General features: G+C 66.1%; 25 protein-coding genes. 1 reads left to right on the top strand and 24 read right to left on the bottom strand.

The genetic code is table 11. From position 1 onward, the window contains the following. Positions 1–13 precede the first annotated feature (13 nt). Positions 14–850 carry an alpha/beta hydrolase gene (locus P9A17_RS05070; protein WP_278037497.1) on the top strand — a complete coding sequence of 279 codons (837 nt, stop codon included), beginning with the start codon at positions 14–16 and terminating at the stop codon, positions 848–850. On the opposite strand, the gene sppA is transcribed toward P9A17_RS05070, so the two are convergent. The 24 genes from sppA to rplC form a co-directional block, all read right to left on the bottom strand. Further along, a complete protein-coding gene (sppA, locus tag P9A17_RS05065) occupies positions 844–2,616 on the bottom strand; it encodes a signal peptide peptidase SppA (protein ID WP_278037496.1) in 1,773 nt (590 codons plus the stop codon). The genes P9A17_RS05070 and sppA overlap by 7 nt on opposite strands. A gap of 30 nt (positions 2,617–2,646) precedes the next feature. After that, positions 2,647–2,997 carry a DUF732 domain-containing protein gene (locus tag P9A17_RS05060; RefSeq protein ID WP_278037495.1) on the bottom strand — a complete coding sequence of 117 codons (351 nt, stop codon included), beginning with the start codon at positions 2,995–2,997 and terminating at the stop codon, positions 2,647–2,649. A gap of 123 nt (positions 2,998–3,120) precedes the next feature. Beyond that, the gene (gene rplO, locus P9A17_RS05055) at positions 3,121–3,567 is read right to left on the bottom strand and encodes a 50S ribosomal protein L15 (RefSeq protein ID WP_278037494.1); all 447 of its coding nucleotides are present in this window, start codon (positions 3,565–3,567) and stop codon (positions 3,121–3,123) included. Next, positions 3,564–3,749, bottom strand: a complete 186-nt coding sequence (gene rpmD, locus P9A17_RS05050) for a 50S ribosomal protein L30 (protein ID WP_278037493.1) — start codon at positions 3,747–3,749, stop codon at positions 3,564–3,566. Before rpmD ends, rplO begins: the two co-directional genes overlap by 4 nt. Positions 3,750–3,751: 2 nt before the next feature. Further along, positions 3,752–4,420 carry a 30S ribosomal protein S5 gene (rpsE, locus tag P9A17_RS05045; protein WP_278037492.1) on the bottom strand — a complete coding sequence of 223 codons (669 nt, stop codon included), beginning with the start codon at positions 4,418–4,420 and terminating at the stop codon, positions 3,752–3,754. A 25-nt stretch (positions 4,421–4,445) separates the two neighbouring features. Then, positions 4,446–4,859 carry a 50S ribosomal protein L18 gene (gene rplR, locus P9A17_RS05040; RefSeq protein ID WP_278037491.1) on the bottom strand — a complete coding sequence of 138 codons (414 nt, stop codon included), beginning with the start codon at positions 4,857–4,859 and terminating at the stop codon, positions 4,446–4,448. A gap of 2 nt (positions 4,860–4,861) precedes the next feature. Continuing rightward, positions 4,862–5,401, bottom strand: a complete 540-nt coding sequence (rplF, locus tag P9A17_RS05035) for a 50S ribosomal protein L6 (RefSeq protein WP_278037490.1) — start codon at positions 5,399–5,401, stop codon at positions 4,862–4,864. Between the two features lie 14 nt (positions 5,402–5,415). Next, positions 5,416–5,814, bottom strand: a complete 399-nt coding sequence (rpsH, locus tag P9A17_RS05030; RefSeq protein ID WP_278037489.1) for a 30S ribosomal protein S8 — start codon at positions 5,812–5,814, stop codon at positions 5,416–5,418. 84 nt (positions 5,815–5,898) lie between these two features. Next, the gene (locus tag P9A17_RS05025; protein ID WP_006245130.1) at positions 5,899–6,084 is read right to left on the bottom strand and encodes a type Z 30S ribosomal protein S14; all 186 of its coding nucleotides are present in this window, start codon (positions 6,082–6,084) and stop codon (positions 5,899–5,901) included. Positions 6,085–6,088: 4 nt separating this feature from the next. Beyond that, positions 6,089–6,652, bottom strand: a complete 564-nt coding sequence (gene rplE / locus P9A17_RS05020) for a 50S ribosomal protein L5 (RefSeq protein WP_278037488.1) — start codon at positions 6,650–6,652, stop codon at positions 6,089–6,091. Beyond that, a complete protein-coding gene (rplX, locus tag P9A17_RS05015; RefSeq protein ID WP_278037487.1) occupies positions 6,652–6,972 on the bottom strand; it encodes a 50S ribosomal protein L24 in 321 nt (106 codons plus the stop codon). The genes rplE and rplX overlap by 1 nt, the downstream gene beginning before the upstream one ends. Further along, positions 6,973–7,341, bottom strand: coding sequence for a 50S ribosomal protein L14 (rplN, locus tag P9A17_RS05010; RefSeq protein WP_108053304.1), 369 nt, complete (start codon positions 7,339–7,341; stop codon positions 6,973–6,975). Positions 7,342–7,508: 167 nt separating this feature from the next. Then, entirely contained in the window at positions 7,509–8,138 is a 630-nt protein-coding gene (locus P9A17_RS05005) for a hypothetical protein (protein ID WP_278037486.1), read from the bottom strand. Between the two features lie 5 nt (positions 8,139–8,143). After that, positions 8,144–10,495 carry an arylsulfatase gene (locus tag P9A17_RS05000; RefSeq protein ID WP_278037485.1) on the bottom strand — a complete coding sequence of 784 codons (2,352 nt, stop codon included), beginning with the start codon at positions 10,493–10,495 and terminating at the stop codon, positions 8,144–8,146. Between the two features lie 133 nt (positions 10,496–10,628). Further along, on the bottom strand, positions 10,629–10,937 hold the full coding sequence (gene rpsQ, locus P9A17_RS04995) for a 30S ribosomal protein S17 (protein WP_278037484.1): 309 nt from the start codon (positions 10,935–10,937) through the stop codon (positions 10,629–10,631). Continuing rightward, complete coding sequence (gene rpmC, locus P9A17_RS04990) at positions 10,937–11,170, bottom strand: 50S ribosomal protein L29 (RefSeq protein ID WP_278037483.1); 234 nt, start codon at positions 11,168–11,170, stop codon at positions 10,937–10,939. Before rpmC ends, rpsQ begins: the two co-directional genes overlap by 1 nt. Beyond that, complete coding sequence (gene rplP / locus P9A17_RS04985; protein ID WP_278037482.1) at positions 11,170–11,586, bottom strand: 50S ribosomal protein L16; 417 nt, start codon at positions 11,584–11,586, stop codon at positions 11,170–11,172. Before rplP ends, rpmC begins: the two co-directional genes overlap by 1 nt. A 2-nt stretch (positions 11,587–11,588) precedes the next feature. Next, entirely contained in the window at positions 11,589–12,434 is an 846-nt protein-coding gene (gene rpsC, locus P9A17_RS04980; RefSeq protein WP_278037481.1) for a 30S ribosomal protein S3, read from the bottom strand. After that, positions 12,434–12,883, bottom strand: a complete 450-nt coding sequence (gene rplV / locus P9A17_RS04975) for a 50S ribosomal protein L22 (protein ID WP_278037480.1) — start codon at positions 12,881–12,883, stop codon at positions 12,434–12,436. The genes rpsC and rplV overlap by 1 nt, the downstream gene beginning before the upstream one ends. Beyond that, entirely contained in the window at positions 12,883–13,164 is a 282-nt protein-coding gene (rpsS, locus tag P9A17_RS04970; protein WP_010908582.1) for a 30S ribosomal protein S19, read from the bottom strand. Before rpsS ends, rplV begins: the two co-directional genes overlap by 1 nt. A 12-nt stretch (positions 13,165–13,176) precedes the next feature. Further along, complete coding sequence (gene rplB, locus P9A17_RS04965; RefSeq protein ID WP_278037479.1) at positions 13,177–14,016, bottom strand: 50S ribosomal protein L2; 840 nt, start codon at positions 14,014–14,016, stop codon at positions 13,177–13,179. A 21-nt stretch (positions 14,017–14,037) separates the two neighbouring features. Then, complete coding sequence (gene rplW / locus P9A17_RS04960) at positions 14,038–14,340, bottom strand: 50S ribosomal protein L23 (protein WP_278037478.1); 303 nt, start codon at positions 14,338–14,340, stop codon at positions 14,038–14,040. Next, entirely contained in the window at positions 14,340–14,993 is a 654-nt protein-coding gene (rplD, locus tag P9A17_RS04955; RefSeq protein ID WP_278037477.1) for a 50S ribosomal protein L4, read from the bottom strand. Before rplD ends, rplW begins: the two co-directional genes overlap by 1 nt. Continuing rightward, positions 14,993–15,643, bottom strand: coding sequence for a 50S ribosomal protein L3 (gene rplC, locus P9A17_RS04950; protein WP_278037476.1), 651 nt, complete (start codon positions 15,641–15,643; stop codon positions 14,993–14,995). Before rplC ends, rplD begins: the two co-directional genes overlap by 1 nt. Positions 15,644–15,649: the final 6 nt, after the last annotated feature.

The raw sequence follows: 15,649 nt of genomic DNA, 5'->3' as shown, positions 1-15,649 counted from the left end.
CACACTGGCGGAGGTGGATCCGACGCGAACGACATGGACCTTGACGGAAGCAACAGACCTCGGCGGCGGGGCCGTCCGCTGGGACTGCTTCGGTGACGGCCCGCCGGTCGTCCTCGTTCACGGAACGCCGTACTCGTCGTTCCTGTGGCGCGATATCGCACCGGCCCTCGCTCGGCTCGGCCGGCGGGTCTACGTTTTCGATCACCTGGGGTACGGGCAGTCCGACAAGCACGAGGGCCAGGACCTCACCCTCGCGGCACAGGGCCGCAATTTCGCCGAACTGCTGGCCGAGTGGAAACTCAACCGCCCCAGCGTGGTCGCCTGCGACATCGGCGGCGCAATCGTGCTGCGCGCGCTGCTCCTCGAAAACGCCCGATTCTCAGACCTTTTCCTGTTCGACGCCGTCACCGGAGGCACCTGGGAGCACGGGCTGTTCGGTCTCATCCGGCAACACCACGACGTGTTCGAACAGCTGCCGGCCTATGCCCACGAAGCACTCGTCACCGCGCATCTGCGCAACGGCACCCACGCCGGTTACCGGGATGGTGTCCTCGACACTTACCTGGCCCCGTGGCTGGGCACCGACGGCCAGGCGGCGTTCTACCGCCAGTACCGGCAACTCAGCCAGAGCGACACCGCCGAATACGAAGCCCTGTTGGGCACCGTCGACATTCCGGTGACGTTGGCGTGGGGCCGTGAAGATCGCATTCTTCCTGCGCCGCACGGGGAATGGATCGCCGAGCGCATTCCGAACCGGGGCTTGACGTGGATCGACGACGGAGGCCATCTCCTGCCGGAGGACCAACCCGCGCAGCTGGTGGAGCGCCTGGCCGAACACCTCGGTCAGTAGCGGGTCTCCCCCAACCACAACACGTTGACGCCGGTGAGTGACCGCTGCGTCTGGTCGACCACCCCCAGTGCCGAGCGGACCGCCATGGCGCCCAACAGATCCGGTAGCGATACCGCCGCAGGCTGCGAAGAAGGCTTGGGCCGCAACACGTCCCACATCGAAGAGCCGGGCAGGTGCGCCAGCTCGACCTTGACATCGTCGTCGATCCCGGCCAACGCCTTCGCCCGCTTGATCGCGGTACGCAGGCCACCCAACTCGTCGACGAGACCACGGTCGAGCGCGTCGGCACCCGTCCACACCCTGCCCCGCGCGACCTGCTCGACCGCCTCGACCGTCATGTTGCGCCCCTCGGCGACCCGCTCGACGAAGTCGGTGTAGATCTCGTCGGCCCCGGCCACCACGTGGGCGTGCTGCTCCTCGGTGAACGGCGCATTGATCGACCACGCGTCGGCATTGGCGTTGGTGCGCACCGAATCCGAGCCGACCCCCAGCCGGTCCTTCAGATCCCTGGCGATGAACTTGCCGGTGACGACGCCGATGGAGCCTGTGATGGTGCCCGGGTTGGCGACGATCGCGTCGGCGGCCATCGACACGTAGTAGCCACCCGAGGCGGCCACCGAACCCATCGACGCCACGATCGGCTTGCCCCGCTCGCGGACACGCACGACTTCGCGCCAGATCGTCTCCGAGGCGGACACTGCACCTCCGGGGCTGTCGACCCGTAGCACGATCGCCGCCACGTCGTCGTCGGCGGCGGCCTGCCGCAGTGCGGCGGCGATGGTGTCGCCGCCGGCGTTGGATCCGCCGAGCGGCGACTGCCGCCCGCCACGACCGCCGACTATCGGACCGGCGACCGTCACCACCGCGACGCGAGGGGTGTTCTTCAGGCCGGGAACCGCCGGCTTCTTGGCCCGCGCGTACCGCGACAGATACAGCCGCGACGGCGCGTCGTCGCCGTCGGCGTCGCCGGACTCCGGTGAAACACCCTCCGCACCTGACTTTTCCGCGATCCGGGCGTAGGCCTCGTCACGGAATCCGATGCGGTCCACCAGTCCCGCCGTCACCGCGTCGTTGCGCATCAGCGGCGCCCTGTCGGCGATCGCGTCGAGGGCCGTCACGTCGATACCGCGGGAGGCAGCCACCGCCTCCCACACCTGCGCGCGCAGCCCGTCGATCAGCGCGGTGTCGGCTTCGCGATGAGCCTCGGTGTAGCTGTCCTGGGTGAAAAGATTTGCCGCGGACTTGTATTCGCCGCGGGCGACGAACTGTGCCTCGACCCCGAGCTTGTCGAGGGCGTCCCGCAGGAACAACGCACTGGTGGCGAAGCCGACCAGGCCGACCGTGCCCGACGGCTGCATCCACACCTCGCCGAACGCCGAGGCCAGGTAGTAGGACAGCGTGCCGGGGTAGGTTTCGGCCCACGCCAGCGACGGCTTCTTCGCCGTGAACGCGACGATCGCCTCGCGCAGCTCCTGCACGGGCCCCGGCGGCGCCGCGTCGATCTGGACGCGGGCGATCAGACCGGCCACCCGCGGGTCGTCCGCCGCGCGATGCAGCGCGGAAACGGCCTCACGCAGCAGCAGGGGCTTTCCCGCGCCGTTGATGATCGCCATCGGATCGAAGCCCGCGGATTCCGGCGGCGCGCTCTGCAGATCGAGCTCGAGGATGCAGCCGTCGGGCACGCCCTGATGGCGGGCGGTGTCGACCTTGCGGACGATCTGACGGACTTCGTCGAACCCGGGCACCCCGGACAACAGAGAGAACATAAAACGAGCGTACCGACGACGAAGAAGCGGTCAGCGCCCGATGATCCTGGCCCACTGCGGGCAGTAGATGTACGACGACGCCTGCATCATCCCAACCGCCTGCTGCTTGGTGATGTCGGCATTGCCCTCGAGCGTCTGCACCACGCCGCGCACCGCGGGAACCGGGTTCGGATTGCCGGTGAGCGCACCGGAGAGCATGTCGCACACCTTGTGCCCGACCAGCGACAGGTCCTCTTCAGGACCGAACGGAATGCCCAGGCGCGTCATCGCATTGGTGAATGCCTCGTCCTGTGTCTGGGCCTGCGCGGTCGCGGTGCTCCCGAACATGGCGAAGCCTGCGGCGAACATCGCGATGGCGACAGTTCGACGATGGCGAATCATGGCGTGCTCCTCGGTCTCATCCCCCGGCGAAGTGTAGATCGGATTCGGCGGTCGTGCCGTTACGAGCCGGGCCCCTCAACGCAAGAACCCCCGCCGAGGCGGGGGTTCTTGTCGTCTGACAAATCAGAGTTCGGTGGCCGTGCCACCTGCGGCGGTGATCGCCTCGCGGGCGCTGCCGCTGAACTTGTGCGCGGTCACGTCGACCTTCGCAGCCAGCTTGCCGTCGCCGAGCACCTTGACCAGGACGTTCTTGCGAACGAGGCCCTTGGCCACCAGCTCGTCGACACCGACGGTGCCGCCCTCGGGGAAAACCCGGGCGATGTCGCCGACGTTGACGACGCCGTACTCGGTGCGGAAGCGGTTACGGAAGCCCTTGAGCTTCGGCAGACGCATGTGGATCGGCATCTGGCCACCCTCGAACATCACGGGGACGTTCTTGCGGGCCTTGGTGCCCTTGGTGCCGCGACCCGCGGTCTTACCCTTGGACCCCTCACCACGACCCACGCGGGTCTTGGCCTTCTTCTCGCCAGGAGCGGGCTTCAGGTCGTGAAGCTTGATGACGTCACTCATTTGGCGACCTCCTCAACCTCGACAAGGTGGTGCACGGTCTTGATCAGACCGCGCGTCTGGGCGGTGTCCTCACGGACGACGGACTGGCGGATCTTGCGCAGCCCGAGCGTCCGCAGCGTTTCACGCTGCTTCCAGCGCGCCCCGATGGTGCTGCGCACCTGGGTGATTTTGAGCTCTGCCATGGTTAAGCCGTTCCCTCACGCGCTGCGCTGGCGGCGACGGCCTCGGCCTCACGGCGAGCCCGGAGCATGCCCGCGGGCGCTACATCCTCGATCGGCAGGCCACGGCGCGCCGCGACCTCTTCGGGACGCTGCAGCAGCTTCAGCGCGGCAACGGTGGCGTGCACCACGTTGATCGCGTTGTCGCTACCCAGCGACTTGGCCAGGACGTCGTGCACCCCGGCGCATTCCAACACCGCACGGCACGCGCCGCCGGCGATGACGCCGGTACCGGGGCTGGCCGGACGCAGCATGACGACTCCGGCCGCGGCCTCGCCCTGAACGGGGTGGGTCACGGTGCCACCGATCAGCGGCACGCGGAAGAAGTTCTTGCGAGCCTCTTCTACGCCCTTGGCGATGGCGGCGGGAACTTCCTTGGCCTTGCCGTAGCCGACACCGACCATGCCCTTGCCGTCGCCGACGATCACCAGCGCGGTGAAGCTGAACCGGCGGCCACCCTTGACGACCTTGGAGACGCGGTTGATCGTGACGACCCGCTCCAGGTAGTTGCTCTTCTCGCGGTCGTCACGTCCGCCGCGGCCACCACGATCGTCCCGGCGGCCCCGGCCACCACGATCGTCGCGTCCGCCGCCGCGATTGTCCTGCGCCGAACCGGCGCCAGCCTGCTCGGCCACTATGCAGTCCTCTCGTTAACAGTCATCAGAATTTCAGCCCGCCTTCGCGTGCAGCGTCGGCCAGGGCCGCGATACGTCCGCCGTAGGTGTACCCACCGCGGTCGAACACGACCTCTTCGATGCCCGCGGCCTTGGCGCGCTCGGCGATCAGCTGGCCGACCCGCGAACTGGCGGCCTTCTTGTCGCCGTCGACGGCGCGCACATCGGCCTCGATCGAGGACGCCGCGGCCAGCGTGACGCCTTCGAGGTCGTCGATGAGCTGCACGTGGATGTGCCGCGCCGACCGGTTGACCATCAGCCGCGGACGGCTCGCCGTGCCCTCGACCTTCTTGCGCAGACGTGCGTGCCTGCGCAGCCGCGCGGTGCGGCGGGTTTCGGAGATGTTCTTGCCGACCGGGGCGTGCCCGGCGGCCTCTGTCGTTTTGGTCTTGGTAGCCATCACTACTTACCTGTCTTTCCGACCTTGCGACGGATCTGCTCGCCCTCGTAGCGAATTCCCTTGCCCTTGTAGGGATCGCTCTTACGGAGGCGGCGGATGTTCGCCGCGATCTGGCCGACAGCCTGCTTGTCGATACCGGAGATCGAGAACTTGGTGGGCGTTTCCACCGCGAAGGTGACACCGTCAGGCGCGGTGATCAGCACCGGGTGGCTGTAACCGAGAGCGAACTCCAGGTTGCTGCCCTTGGCCACCACGCGGTAACCGACACCGAAGATCTCCATCTTCGTGGTGTAGCCCTTGGTCACGCCTTCCACCAGGTTGGCGATCAGGGTGCGGGACAGCCCGTGCAGCGAGCGGTTGCGACGCTCGTCGTTCGGGCGGCTGACCACGATGGCACCGTCGTCGTTGCGCGAAACCTCAATCGGCTCAGCGACATCGAGCGTCAGCGTGCCCTTCGGGCCCTTCACGGACACGTTCTGCCCGGCGATCGTCACGTCAACTCCGGACGGGACCTCGACCGGCTGCTTACCAATGCGAGACATGTTCTAACCCTCCCTCACCACACGTAAGCGAGAACCTCGCCGCCGACACCCTCGCGGGAAGCCTGGCGGTCGGTCCTCAAACCGGACGACGTGGAAATGATGGCCACACCGAGCCCGCCGAGCACGCGCGGCAGGTTGGTGGACTTCGCGTAGACCCGCAGACCGGGCTTGCTCACGCGGCGCAGGCCGGCGATGCTTCGCTCGCGGCTCGGGCCGTACTTGAGCTGCACCACAAGAGACTTGCCCACGCGGGCATCCTCGGTGTGGTAGTCGGAGATGTAACCCTCGGACTTCAGGATCTCGGCGATGTTGGCCTTGATCTTGCTGTGCGGCAAGGTCACTTCGTCGTGGTACGCCGAATTGGCGTTGCGCAGACGTGTCAAGAAGTCTGCGATCGGATCCGTCATGGTCATGACAGCCGGCTCACCTTTCTCGCGGCGGTTCCTACCCGTGTCTTCAAGGGTGGCCTACCGCAACATTTTTCGTTGGTTCTGGGGTTACCAGCTGGACTTCTGGACGCCGGGCAGTTCGCCCGCGTGTGCCATCTCGCGAAGGCAGATGCGGCACAGGCCGAACTTGCGGTACACCGCGTGCGGGCGACCGCAACGGTTGCAGCGCGTGTAGCCCCGCACCTTGAACTTGGGCTTCTTGTTGGCCTTGTTGACCAGAGCCTTCTTTGCCATGTGCTCAGTTCTCCTTGAACGGGAAGCCGAGCGCCCGCAGCAGCGCACGTCCCTCGTCGTCGTTCGTCGCCGAGGTGACGACGGTGATGTCCATGCCACGGGGGCGATCGATGCTGTCCACGTCGATCTCGTGGAACACCGACTGCTCGGTCAGACCGAACGTGTAGTTGCCGGTGCCGTCGAACTGCTTGGCGCTCAGGCCGCGGAAGTCGCGGATACGGGGCAGCGAGATCGAGATCAGGCGGTCCAGGAACTCCCACATGCGGTCGCCGCGCAACGTGACGCGGGCACCGATGGGCATTCCTTCGCGAAGCTTGAACTGCGCGATGGACTTGCGGGCCTTGCGGATCTCCGGCTTCTGGCCGGTAATCAGCGCCAGGTCGTTGACTGCGCCGTTGATCAGCTTGGCGTCGCGGGCGGCGTCGCCGACGCCCATGTTGACGACGACCTTGGTGACGCCGGGGATCTGCATCACGTTCGCGTAGCCGAATTCCTTGAGCAGCGACTCGCGGATCTCTTCGCGGTAGCGCTGCTTCAGGCGAGGGAGGGTCTTTTCAGTGGTGGTCATTAGACGATGTCCTTGCCGTTGGTCTTGGCGATGCGGACCTTCTTGCCGGTCTCATCGTCGACGCGGAACCCGACGCGGGTCGGCTTGCCGTCCGAGTCGAGCAGCATCACGTTCGACACCGGGATCGGCGCTTCCTGCGTGACGATGCCGCCCGATGCCGCACCGCGCTCGGTGCGCGACTCGGGGGTGTGCTTCTTGATGCGGTTGACGCCTTCGACCAGGATCTTGTCGCGGTCGGGGTAGGCCACGAGGACCTTGCCCTTGGCGCCCTTGTCCTTGCCCGAGATGACGAGCACCGTGTCGCCCTTGCGGACCTTCATCTACAACACCTCCGGGGCGAGCGAGACGATCTTCATGAACTTCTTCTCGCGCAGCTCGCGGCCGACCGGCCCGAAGATGCGGGTGCCACGCGGATCGTTGTCGTTCTTGATGATGACGGCGGCGTTCTCGTCGAACTTGATGTAGCTGCCGTCGGCGCGGCGGCGCTCCTTGACGGTGCGCACGATGACGGCCTTGACGACGTCGCCGCGCTTGACGTTGCCGCCGGGAATGGCGTCCTTGACGGTCGCCACGATGACATCACCGATGCCGGCGTAGCGCCGCGACGAGCCGCCGAGAACGCGGATGCACAAGATCTCCTTGGCACCCGTGTTGTCGGCGACCTTGAGCCGCGATTCTTGCTGAATCACTAGATCTCCTCGACCTGGGTTTGTTTGCACGCCAGATACCGACCTGGACGTGCGCGGTCTTTGTCACCCAAAGAGCACGCAGGGTTTTCTCAAGACGAGATAACCGAGGTCTGCTCTAGGCAACCCCTACATAGTAGGTGAGCTCGGGGAATGCTCCAAATCGCAGGTCAGGGCAGGCTGATCTCGAAGTCGCCGGTCACCACCGTCGCCGCGGCGTCGAATCCCGGCGTCTCACCAGGCGCCTCGACGTACACCGCGATCAGATAAGCCTGCCCGGCCGCCGTGACGTGCACGATCCGGGCTTCGTACTGCACCGATCCTGGGGTATCTGTGCCGGTCAGGACCCCCATGAGCTTCTGCCCAGGGTAGCCGCACAACTCCCCCGGCAGCACGCTGACGGTGCTGATGTCCGTCTCCGCGGTCATGTCGTCGGTGTAGGTGCGGAAGGCTTCCTCGGCGTCCGGTGACGACGGTGCGATCGTCACCGTCGCCCACATCCCGTCCGGTCCCTCCAGGCGGGCGCCGCCCGGTGCCGCGGTCATCGACCAGCCGTCGGGCACCCCGACGACGGCCTTCGGTGCACCCGGTTCGGGTATCTCGGCGGTCACGCGCACCGGCGGTAGCGCTGCGGGCGCACACGGCGCCCCCGCGGGCGCGCTCGTCACGCTCGTCGCGCTCGTCGGGTTCGTCGCGCTCGACTGCTCCGCTGCCGCGGGCACCCCGTCGCTGGTCTGCGTGCACGCCGGCAGGGCCAGCGCCACACACACCAGTGTTGCCGCGGCAACGAGGCGCCCCACGACGGTCAGTCCCTCGCGAACGCTCGGGCGAAGTCCCGTTCCAGATCGGCGTACGGAGTGCCGGACACGTCGACGTTTACCCGCGCGATGGTGCCGCCGGTGAACGGGAACGGTGCCCGGAAACCGCGGGACACTGCCGACCCGGTGTTGCGCCCCACGCTCAGGGTTGCCCCTGCGAGGCCGAAAGTTCCTGGGTGGGAACGCATTTCGGCGAGGGTGGACACGATCTCGGTGTCGACGTACAGCGCGGCATCACCGACCGGGGTGTGACTTCCCTCGGCGGTGCCGGTGCGGGTGTACGTGAAACCGAGTGTGTGCGTGCCCGGTTCGACAGGATTCGGCGACGACAGGAACTGCTCGTACTCGCCGAGGAAGTTGTACACGAAGCACAATTGGCCGCCTTGCAGGTACATCACGTAACCGCCGTGCGCAGCACCATGTTTCACGATGACACCACTGGCGCCGGCGTCGTCGATCGTGACTTCGGCCAGCACCGCGAACGTCCGGCCCTTCAACTCCACGACCGCGCCCATACCGACATCGGCCGTTCCCGGGTAATACACGTAGGACTCACGCTCCCCGGCCAGGTATGGCCGCCACCGCGACATCGTCTCCAGAACGTTGAGGTCGCCCAACGGAAGTCCGTTGTACTTGTCGGCTTCGCTGAACCACAGCGCCTTGAGTTCCTCGAGCTTGTCCGGGTGCTCGGCGGCCAGGTCGTGGCACTGACTCCGGTCGGCTTCGATGTGGAACAGTTCCCAGCGGTCGTCGTCGAAGTGTGACCAGCCGGCCGGTGACGCCGCGTGCAGGGCGTTGGCGAACCAGCCCTTGTGCCAGATCCCACGGGTACCCAGCATGGTGTAGAACTGGGTCTCCTTTCCGGTGGGCGCGGTCGGATTCTCCAGTGCCACTTTGAAACTCACACCGTCGAGCGGCTTCTGCGACACCCCGCGCACCGTCAGGGGCGGGGTGATGTCCAGCAGGTCATAGACCGTCGGGGTGATGTCGGCGACGTTGACGTAGATGTCGCGGACCTCACCGTGGGCGGCAATCCCGTTGGGCCACGAGATGATTGCGGTGTCGGCGATACCACCCTCGTGGGATGCGTAGCGCTTGAACAACTTGTACGGGGTGTTGAACGCCATCGCCCACCCGATCGGGTAATGGTTGTAGGTGGTGGTGCCACCGAGTTCGTCGAAGACCTTGAGGCTCTCCTCGGCCGAGTCGATGTAGCCGTTGAAGAACTTGACCTCGTTAGTCGAACCGTTCGGCCCGCCCTCGCCACTGGCACCGTTGTCCGAGATGACAACGATGATGGTGTTGTCGAGTTGGCCCGACTCCTCCAGATAGTCGAGCACACGCCCGATCTGGGCGTCGGTGTAGGACAGGAAGCCCGCGAACACCTCGGCCATCCGCGCGAAAAGCCGCTTCTCGTCCTCAGACAGCGAATCCCAGGGGCGAACGGTGTCCTGCAGTGGCCAGTCTTCCCCGTTGGGCCCCTTGACATCCAGGTAGGGGTTCACCGGCGACAGCTCGGTGTCGGTAGGCACGATGCCCATCCGCTTCTGGTTCTCCAGCACGATCTCGCGGTAGGCCTCGTAACCCATGTCGAAGCGGCCGGCGTAGCGGTCCGCCCACTCCTTGAAGACGTGGTGCGGTGCGTGACCGGCACCGGGGCACAGGTAGGAGAACCACGGCTTGTCGGGGGCGATCACCTTGGCGTCGCGGATGAACTCGATCGTCTTGTCGGCGAGGTCCTTTGACAGGTGATACCCCTCCTCCGGCGTGGCCGGCGGAGTGACGGGGTGGTTGTCGTACATGAGATCGGGATACCACTGGTCGGTTTCGCCGCCCATGAAGCCGTAGAAACGCTCGAAGCCGCGCCCGAGCGGCCAATGCCGTTTGGTCGACGCGAGGTTCGACTCCTCCAGTGGCGTAAGGTGCCACTTTCCGACGCAGTACGTGTTGTAGCCGTTTTCGGCCAGCACCTCTGGCAGCAGCGCGGTGTCGAACGGAATTCGGCCGTTGCAGTTGGGGAAACCGTCGGTGAACTCTTCGACCGTCGCCATGCCGACGGTCGTGGGATTGCGGCCCGTCAGCAATGACGCCCGGGTGGGCGAGCACAGCGCGGTGGTGTGGAACTGCGAAAGTCGCACTCCTCGTTCGGAGATGCGGCTCATCGCGGGCATGTCCACCAAGCCGCCGAAGCAGTCCCAGGTGGCGATCCCGATGTCGTCCCACACCAGGTAGAGGACGTTCGGCGCATCGGGTTGCGCCGTCGGAGCAGCGAAAGGCCCCCAGTCCGGTTCGGAATCGCGGATGTCGAGTTCGATCTTGCCCTTGAATTCCGTGGCCACGCCCGGAGATTACACCCGCTGAGGTCGATAAGCCCTGAAGAAGCCAATTGGCGCACCGCAACCGGATTGCGCTCGGAAACCAGAAAACCCCCGCAGCCGAATGGCGTACGGGGATTTTCCTACGGTAAAAGTCTTACTTCGCCCGCTCGAGAACCTCGACGAGGCGCCAGCGCTTCGTGGCCGACGTCGGCCGGGTCTCCATCAACGACACGCGATCGCCAATGCCGGCGTCCTCGTTCTCATCGTGGGCCTTGACCTTCGTCGTGGTGCGAATGATCTTGCCGTACAAGGGATGCGACTTACGTGATTCGAGTTCGACCACGATCGTCTTCTGCATCTTGTCCGACACGACGTAACCGATGGCCGTCTTGCGACGACCGCGGTTCTCTTCGGTACGAGGGGTGTGCGCCGGGCCCTTCGACCCAGCTTGAGTGTCTGCCATTACGAATCCTCACCTCCGGGTCCGGCGGCCAGACCCAACTCACGTTCGCGCAGCACGGTGTAGACGCGTGCAATCTCCTGCCGGACCGTGCGCAGCCGGCGGTTGTTGGCAAGCTGACCGGTCGCCATCTGGAAGCGCAGGTTGAACAGCTCTTCCTTCGACTCGCGGAGCTTGTCGGTCAGTTCGTCGTCGCTGAGCTCGCGCAGTTCGCCGGTCGAAACTCCAACTGCCATCAGAACTGCTCCTCTCTCGTGACGATGCGTGCCTTGATCGGCAGCTTGTGGATGGCGCGGGTCAGGGCTTCCCTGGCGACCTTCTCGTCCGGGTAGCTCAGCTCGAACAGGATCCGGCCCGGCTTGACGTTGGACACCCACCATTCCGGCGAACCCTTACCGGAACCCATGCGGGTCTCGGCGGGCTTCTTGGTCAGCGGGCGGTCCGGGAAGATGTTGATCCAGACCTTGCCGCCACGCTTGATGTGCCGGTTGATGGCGATACGAGCGGACTCGATCTGCCGGTTGGTGACGTAGGCATGGCCCAGGGCCTGGATGCCGTAGTCGCCGAAGCTCACCGACGTGCCACCGCTGGCGATGCCGCGCTGGCGGGGGTGGTGCTGCTTGCGGTGCTTGACCTTGCGGGGAATCAGCATGACTAGCTCTCCGTAGTTTCCGGCTGCCCTGCAGAAGGTGCAGTGGTGGCGGCTTCGGTTGCGGGCGCTTCAGCCGCACCTTCGGTGGCGGCCCGGCCTGCGTCGGTGCTCGTCGCGGTGGTACCCGACGCGCCGCTGCGGCGGGGACGGGTGCCCGACGGACGCTCGCGACGCGGACGGTCCGCACCGGCGGGAGCGGCGGCGGCGAGCTCGCGCTTGCCACCGACGATGTCGCCCTTGTAGATCCAGACCTTCACGCCGATCCGGCCGAAGGTGGTTTTCGCCTCGTAGAGGCCGTAGTCAATGTCCGCGCGCAGCGTGTGCAGCGGGACGCGACCTTCGCGGTAGAACTCCGAGCGGCTCATCTCAGCACCGCCGAGGCGGCCCGAGCACTGCACCCGGATGCCCTTGACGTTGGGCTGGCGCATCGCCGACTGGATCGCCTTGCGCATCGCGCGGCGGAACGCCACACGGTTGCTCAGCTGCTCGGCGACACCCTGCGCGACAAGCTGCGCCTGGCTCTCGGGGTTCTTCACCTCGAGGATGTTCAGCTGAACCTGCTTCTTGGTCAGCTTCTCCAGGTCGGCGCGGATGCGGTCGGCCTCGGTGCCGCGGCGACCGATCACGATGCCCGGGCGCGCGGTGTGGATGTCCACACGGACGCGGTCACGGGTGCGCTCGATCTCCACGTCGGCGATGCCGGCGCGCTCAAGGCCGGTGGCCAGGAGCTTGCGGATCGCGACATCTTCCTTGATGTAGTCCGCGTACTGCTTGTCGGCATACCAGCGGGACTTCCAGTCGGTGGTGATACCGAGACGGAAGCCGTGGGGATTGATCTTCTGGCCCACTACTCCGAGCCCTCCTTCTTGCTGGCGGCCTTACTGCCCTGGGCACGGCGCGCGCGGGCATTACCGGCGGAACCCTGCTGCCCGCCCTTCTTGGGGGGTCGGCTTTCGACGATCACCGTGATGTGGCTCGTGCGCTTGCGGATCCGGTAGGCGCGACCCTGCGCGCGGGGACGGATGCGCTTGGCGGTCGGCCCCTCGTCGGCCATGATCGTCGCGACCACCAGGGTGGTCGGGTCGAGGCCCTCGTTGTTCTGCGCGTTGGCGGCAGCGCTGGCGATCACCTTGGCGACCGGGTCGCTGGCCTGCTGCGGAGCCCACCGCAGGATGTCGAGGGCATCCTCGACACTCTTGCCGCGGACCAGGTCGATGACGCGACGCGCCTTGGTTGCCGAGATGCCGATGTGGCGGGCAACCGCGGTCGCAGACGGATATTCAATCGCTGTAGTCATTAGCGCCTCTTGGCCTTCCGGTCATCCTTGATATGACCCTTGAAGGTGCGGGTGGGGGCGAACTCGCCCAGCTTGTGCCCGACCATCGCCTCGGTGACGAACACCGGCACGTGCTTGCGACCGTCGTGGACGGCGAAGGTGTGACCGATGAAGTCCGGGATGATGGTGGACCGACGGGACCAGGTCTTGATGACCTGCTTGGTGTTCTTCTCGTTCTGGACGTCGACCTTCTTGAGCAGATGGTCGTCGACGAACGGGCCCTTCTTCAGGCTGCGTGGCATCGCTGGCTACTCCTACCGCTTATTCTTGCCGGTGCGCCGGCGACGGACGATGAGCTTGTCGCTGGCCTTGTTGGGCTTGCGAGTGCGGCCCTCGGGCTTACCCCACGGGCTGACGGGGTGGCGGCCACCGGAGGTTTTACCCTCACCACCGCCGTGCGGGTGGTCGACCGGGTTCATGACGACACCACGGACGGTGGGGCGCTTGCCCTTCCACCGCATACGGCCGGCCTTGCCCCAGTTGATGTTGGCCTGCTCGGCGTTGCCGACCTCGCCGACGGTGGCGCGGCAGCGCACGTCGACGCGGCGGATCTCACCGCTGGGCATACGCAGGGAGGCGTAGGTGCCTTCCTTGCCCAGCAGCTGGATCGACGCACCGGCCGAACGCGCCATCTTCGCGCCACCACCGGGACGCAGCTCCACAGCGTGGATCAGCGTGCCCGCGGGGATGTTGCGCAGCGGCAGGTTGTTGCCCGGCTTGATGTCGGCGTTGGCGCCCGACTCGACGACCGCGCCCTGCTTGAGTCCCTGCGGCGCGATGATGTAGCGCTTCTCGCCGTCCAGGTAGTGCAGCAGCGCGATGTTCGCGGTGCGGTTGGGGTCGTACTCGATGTGCGCGACCTTGGCGTTGACGCCGTCCTTGTCGTGGCGACGGAAGTCGATGACGCGGTAGGCGCGCTTGTGGCCACCACCCTTGTGGCGGGTGGTGATGCGGCCGTGGGCGTTACGCCCGCCCTTGCCGTGCAGCGGACGGATCAGCGACTTCTCCGGATGATCACGCGTGATCTCGGCGAAGTCGGAGACGCTCGAACCGCGACGGCCCGGGGTCGTCGGCTTGTACTTGCGAATAGCCATCTTCTAAATCTCCCTGCCGGACTACGCCGGCGCTCCGAACAGATCGATGGGCTTGCTTCCCGCGGCCAGCGTGACGATGGCGCGCTTGGTGGACTTGCGCTGGCCGTAGCCGGCGCGGGTCCGCTTGCGCTTGCCCTGTCGATTGGCCGTGTTCACCGAATCGACCTTGACCTTGAAGATCTTCTCGATCGCGATCTTGATCTGGGTCTTGTTCGAGTCGGGGTGAACGATGAACGTGTAGACGTTGTCCTCGATGAGTCCGTAGGACTTCTCGGAGATCACCGGGGACAGGATGATGTCGCGGGGATCGGTCACGTTTGCCATCAGGCCGACACCTCCTCAGTCTTCGTATTCGCTGCGATGAACGCGTTGAGCGCCTCGACGCTGAACACCACGTCGTCGGCCTTGAGCACGTCGTAGGTGTTCAACTGGTCCGGCGAGATGACATGCACGCCAGGCAGATTGCGCACGCTCAGCGTGCTGGTCTCGTCGGCGCGACCGATGACCACCAGGACTCGATTGCGCTCGGTCAGCGTCGCCAGGAACGCCTTCGCGCTCTTGGTCGACGGGGTCTGACCCTCGACGATCTCGGTGATCGCGTGAATCCGGTCGTTGCGTGCCCGGTCCGAGAGCGCTCCGCGCAGTGCAGCGCGGATCATCTTCTTCGGGGTCCGCTCGCTGTAGTCGCGCGGCTGCGGGCCGTGGACGACGCCGCCACCGGTGAACTGCGGTGCACGGGTCGAACCCTGACGGGCGCGGCCGGTGCCCTTCTGCCGGTACGGCTTCTTGCCACCGCCGGAGACCTCGCCACGCGTCTTGGTCGCGTGGGTGCCCTGGCGCTTGGCGGCCAGCTGCGCGTTGACGACCTGATGCATCAGCGCGATGTTGGGTTCGACATCAAAAAGTGCAGCAGGCAGGGTGACGTTTCCGTCCTTCTTGCCTGCCGGCGTCAGAACGTCAATTTTCTTGTCAGCCATTACTTCTCGCCTCGCTTGATTGCGGTGCGGACAACTACCAGACCACCGTTGCGGCCGGGGATGGCGCCCTTGATCAACAGCACGCCGTTCTCTGCGTCGACCTTGTGCACCTTCAGGTTCTGGGTCGTGACGCGGTCGCTACCCATGCGGCCCGACATGCGCGTGCCCTTGAAGACGCGGCCCGGGGTGGCGCAGCCACCGATCGAGCCCGGCCGGCGGTGCACAGCCTGCGCACCGTGGCTGGCGCCCTGGCCCTTGAAGCCGTGGCGCTTCATGGTTCCCGCGAAGCCCTTGCCCTTGCTGGTGCCGGTCACGTCGACGTAGGCGCCGTCGGCGAAGATCTCCGCCGTCAGCTCCTGGCCGACCTCGTACTCCGCGGCGGCCTCGTCGTCGAGACGCAGCTCGGCGAGGTGGCGGCGCGGGTTGACACCGGCGGCCGCGTACTGGCCCGTCACGGGCTTGTTCACCTTGCGCGGGCTGATCTCGCCGTAGGCGAGTTGCACGGCGCTGTAACCGTCACGCTCCTGGGTGCGGATGAGCGTCACGACGTTCGGGCCGGCCTTGACGACCGTCACCGGGACGACTTTGTTGTTCTCGTCGAACACCTGCGTCATGCCCAGCTTGGTACCCAGAATGCCTTTTCTTGCCATGGTTCT

Source organism: Mycobacterium sp. 236(2023) (assembly GCF_029623955.1).
Taxonomy (GTDB): domain Bacteria; phylum Actinomycetota; class Actinomycetes; order Mycobacteriales; family Mycobacteriaceae; genus Mycobacterium.
The sequence above is the reverse complement of the archived record's forward strand: the minus strand, read 5'-3'. Positions and strand labels throughout refer to the sequence as shown.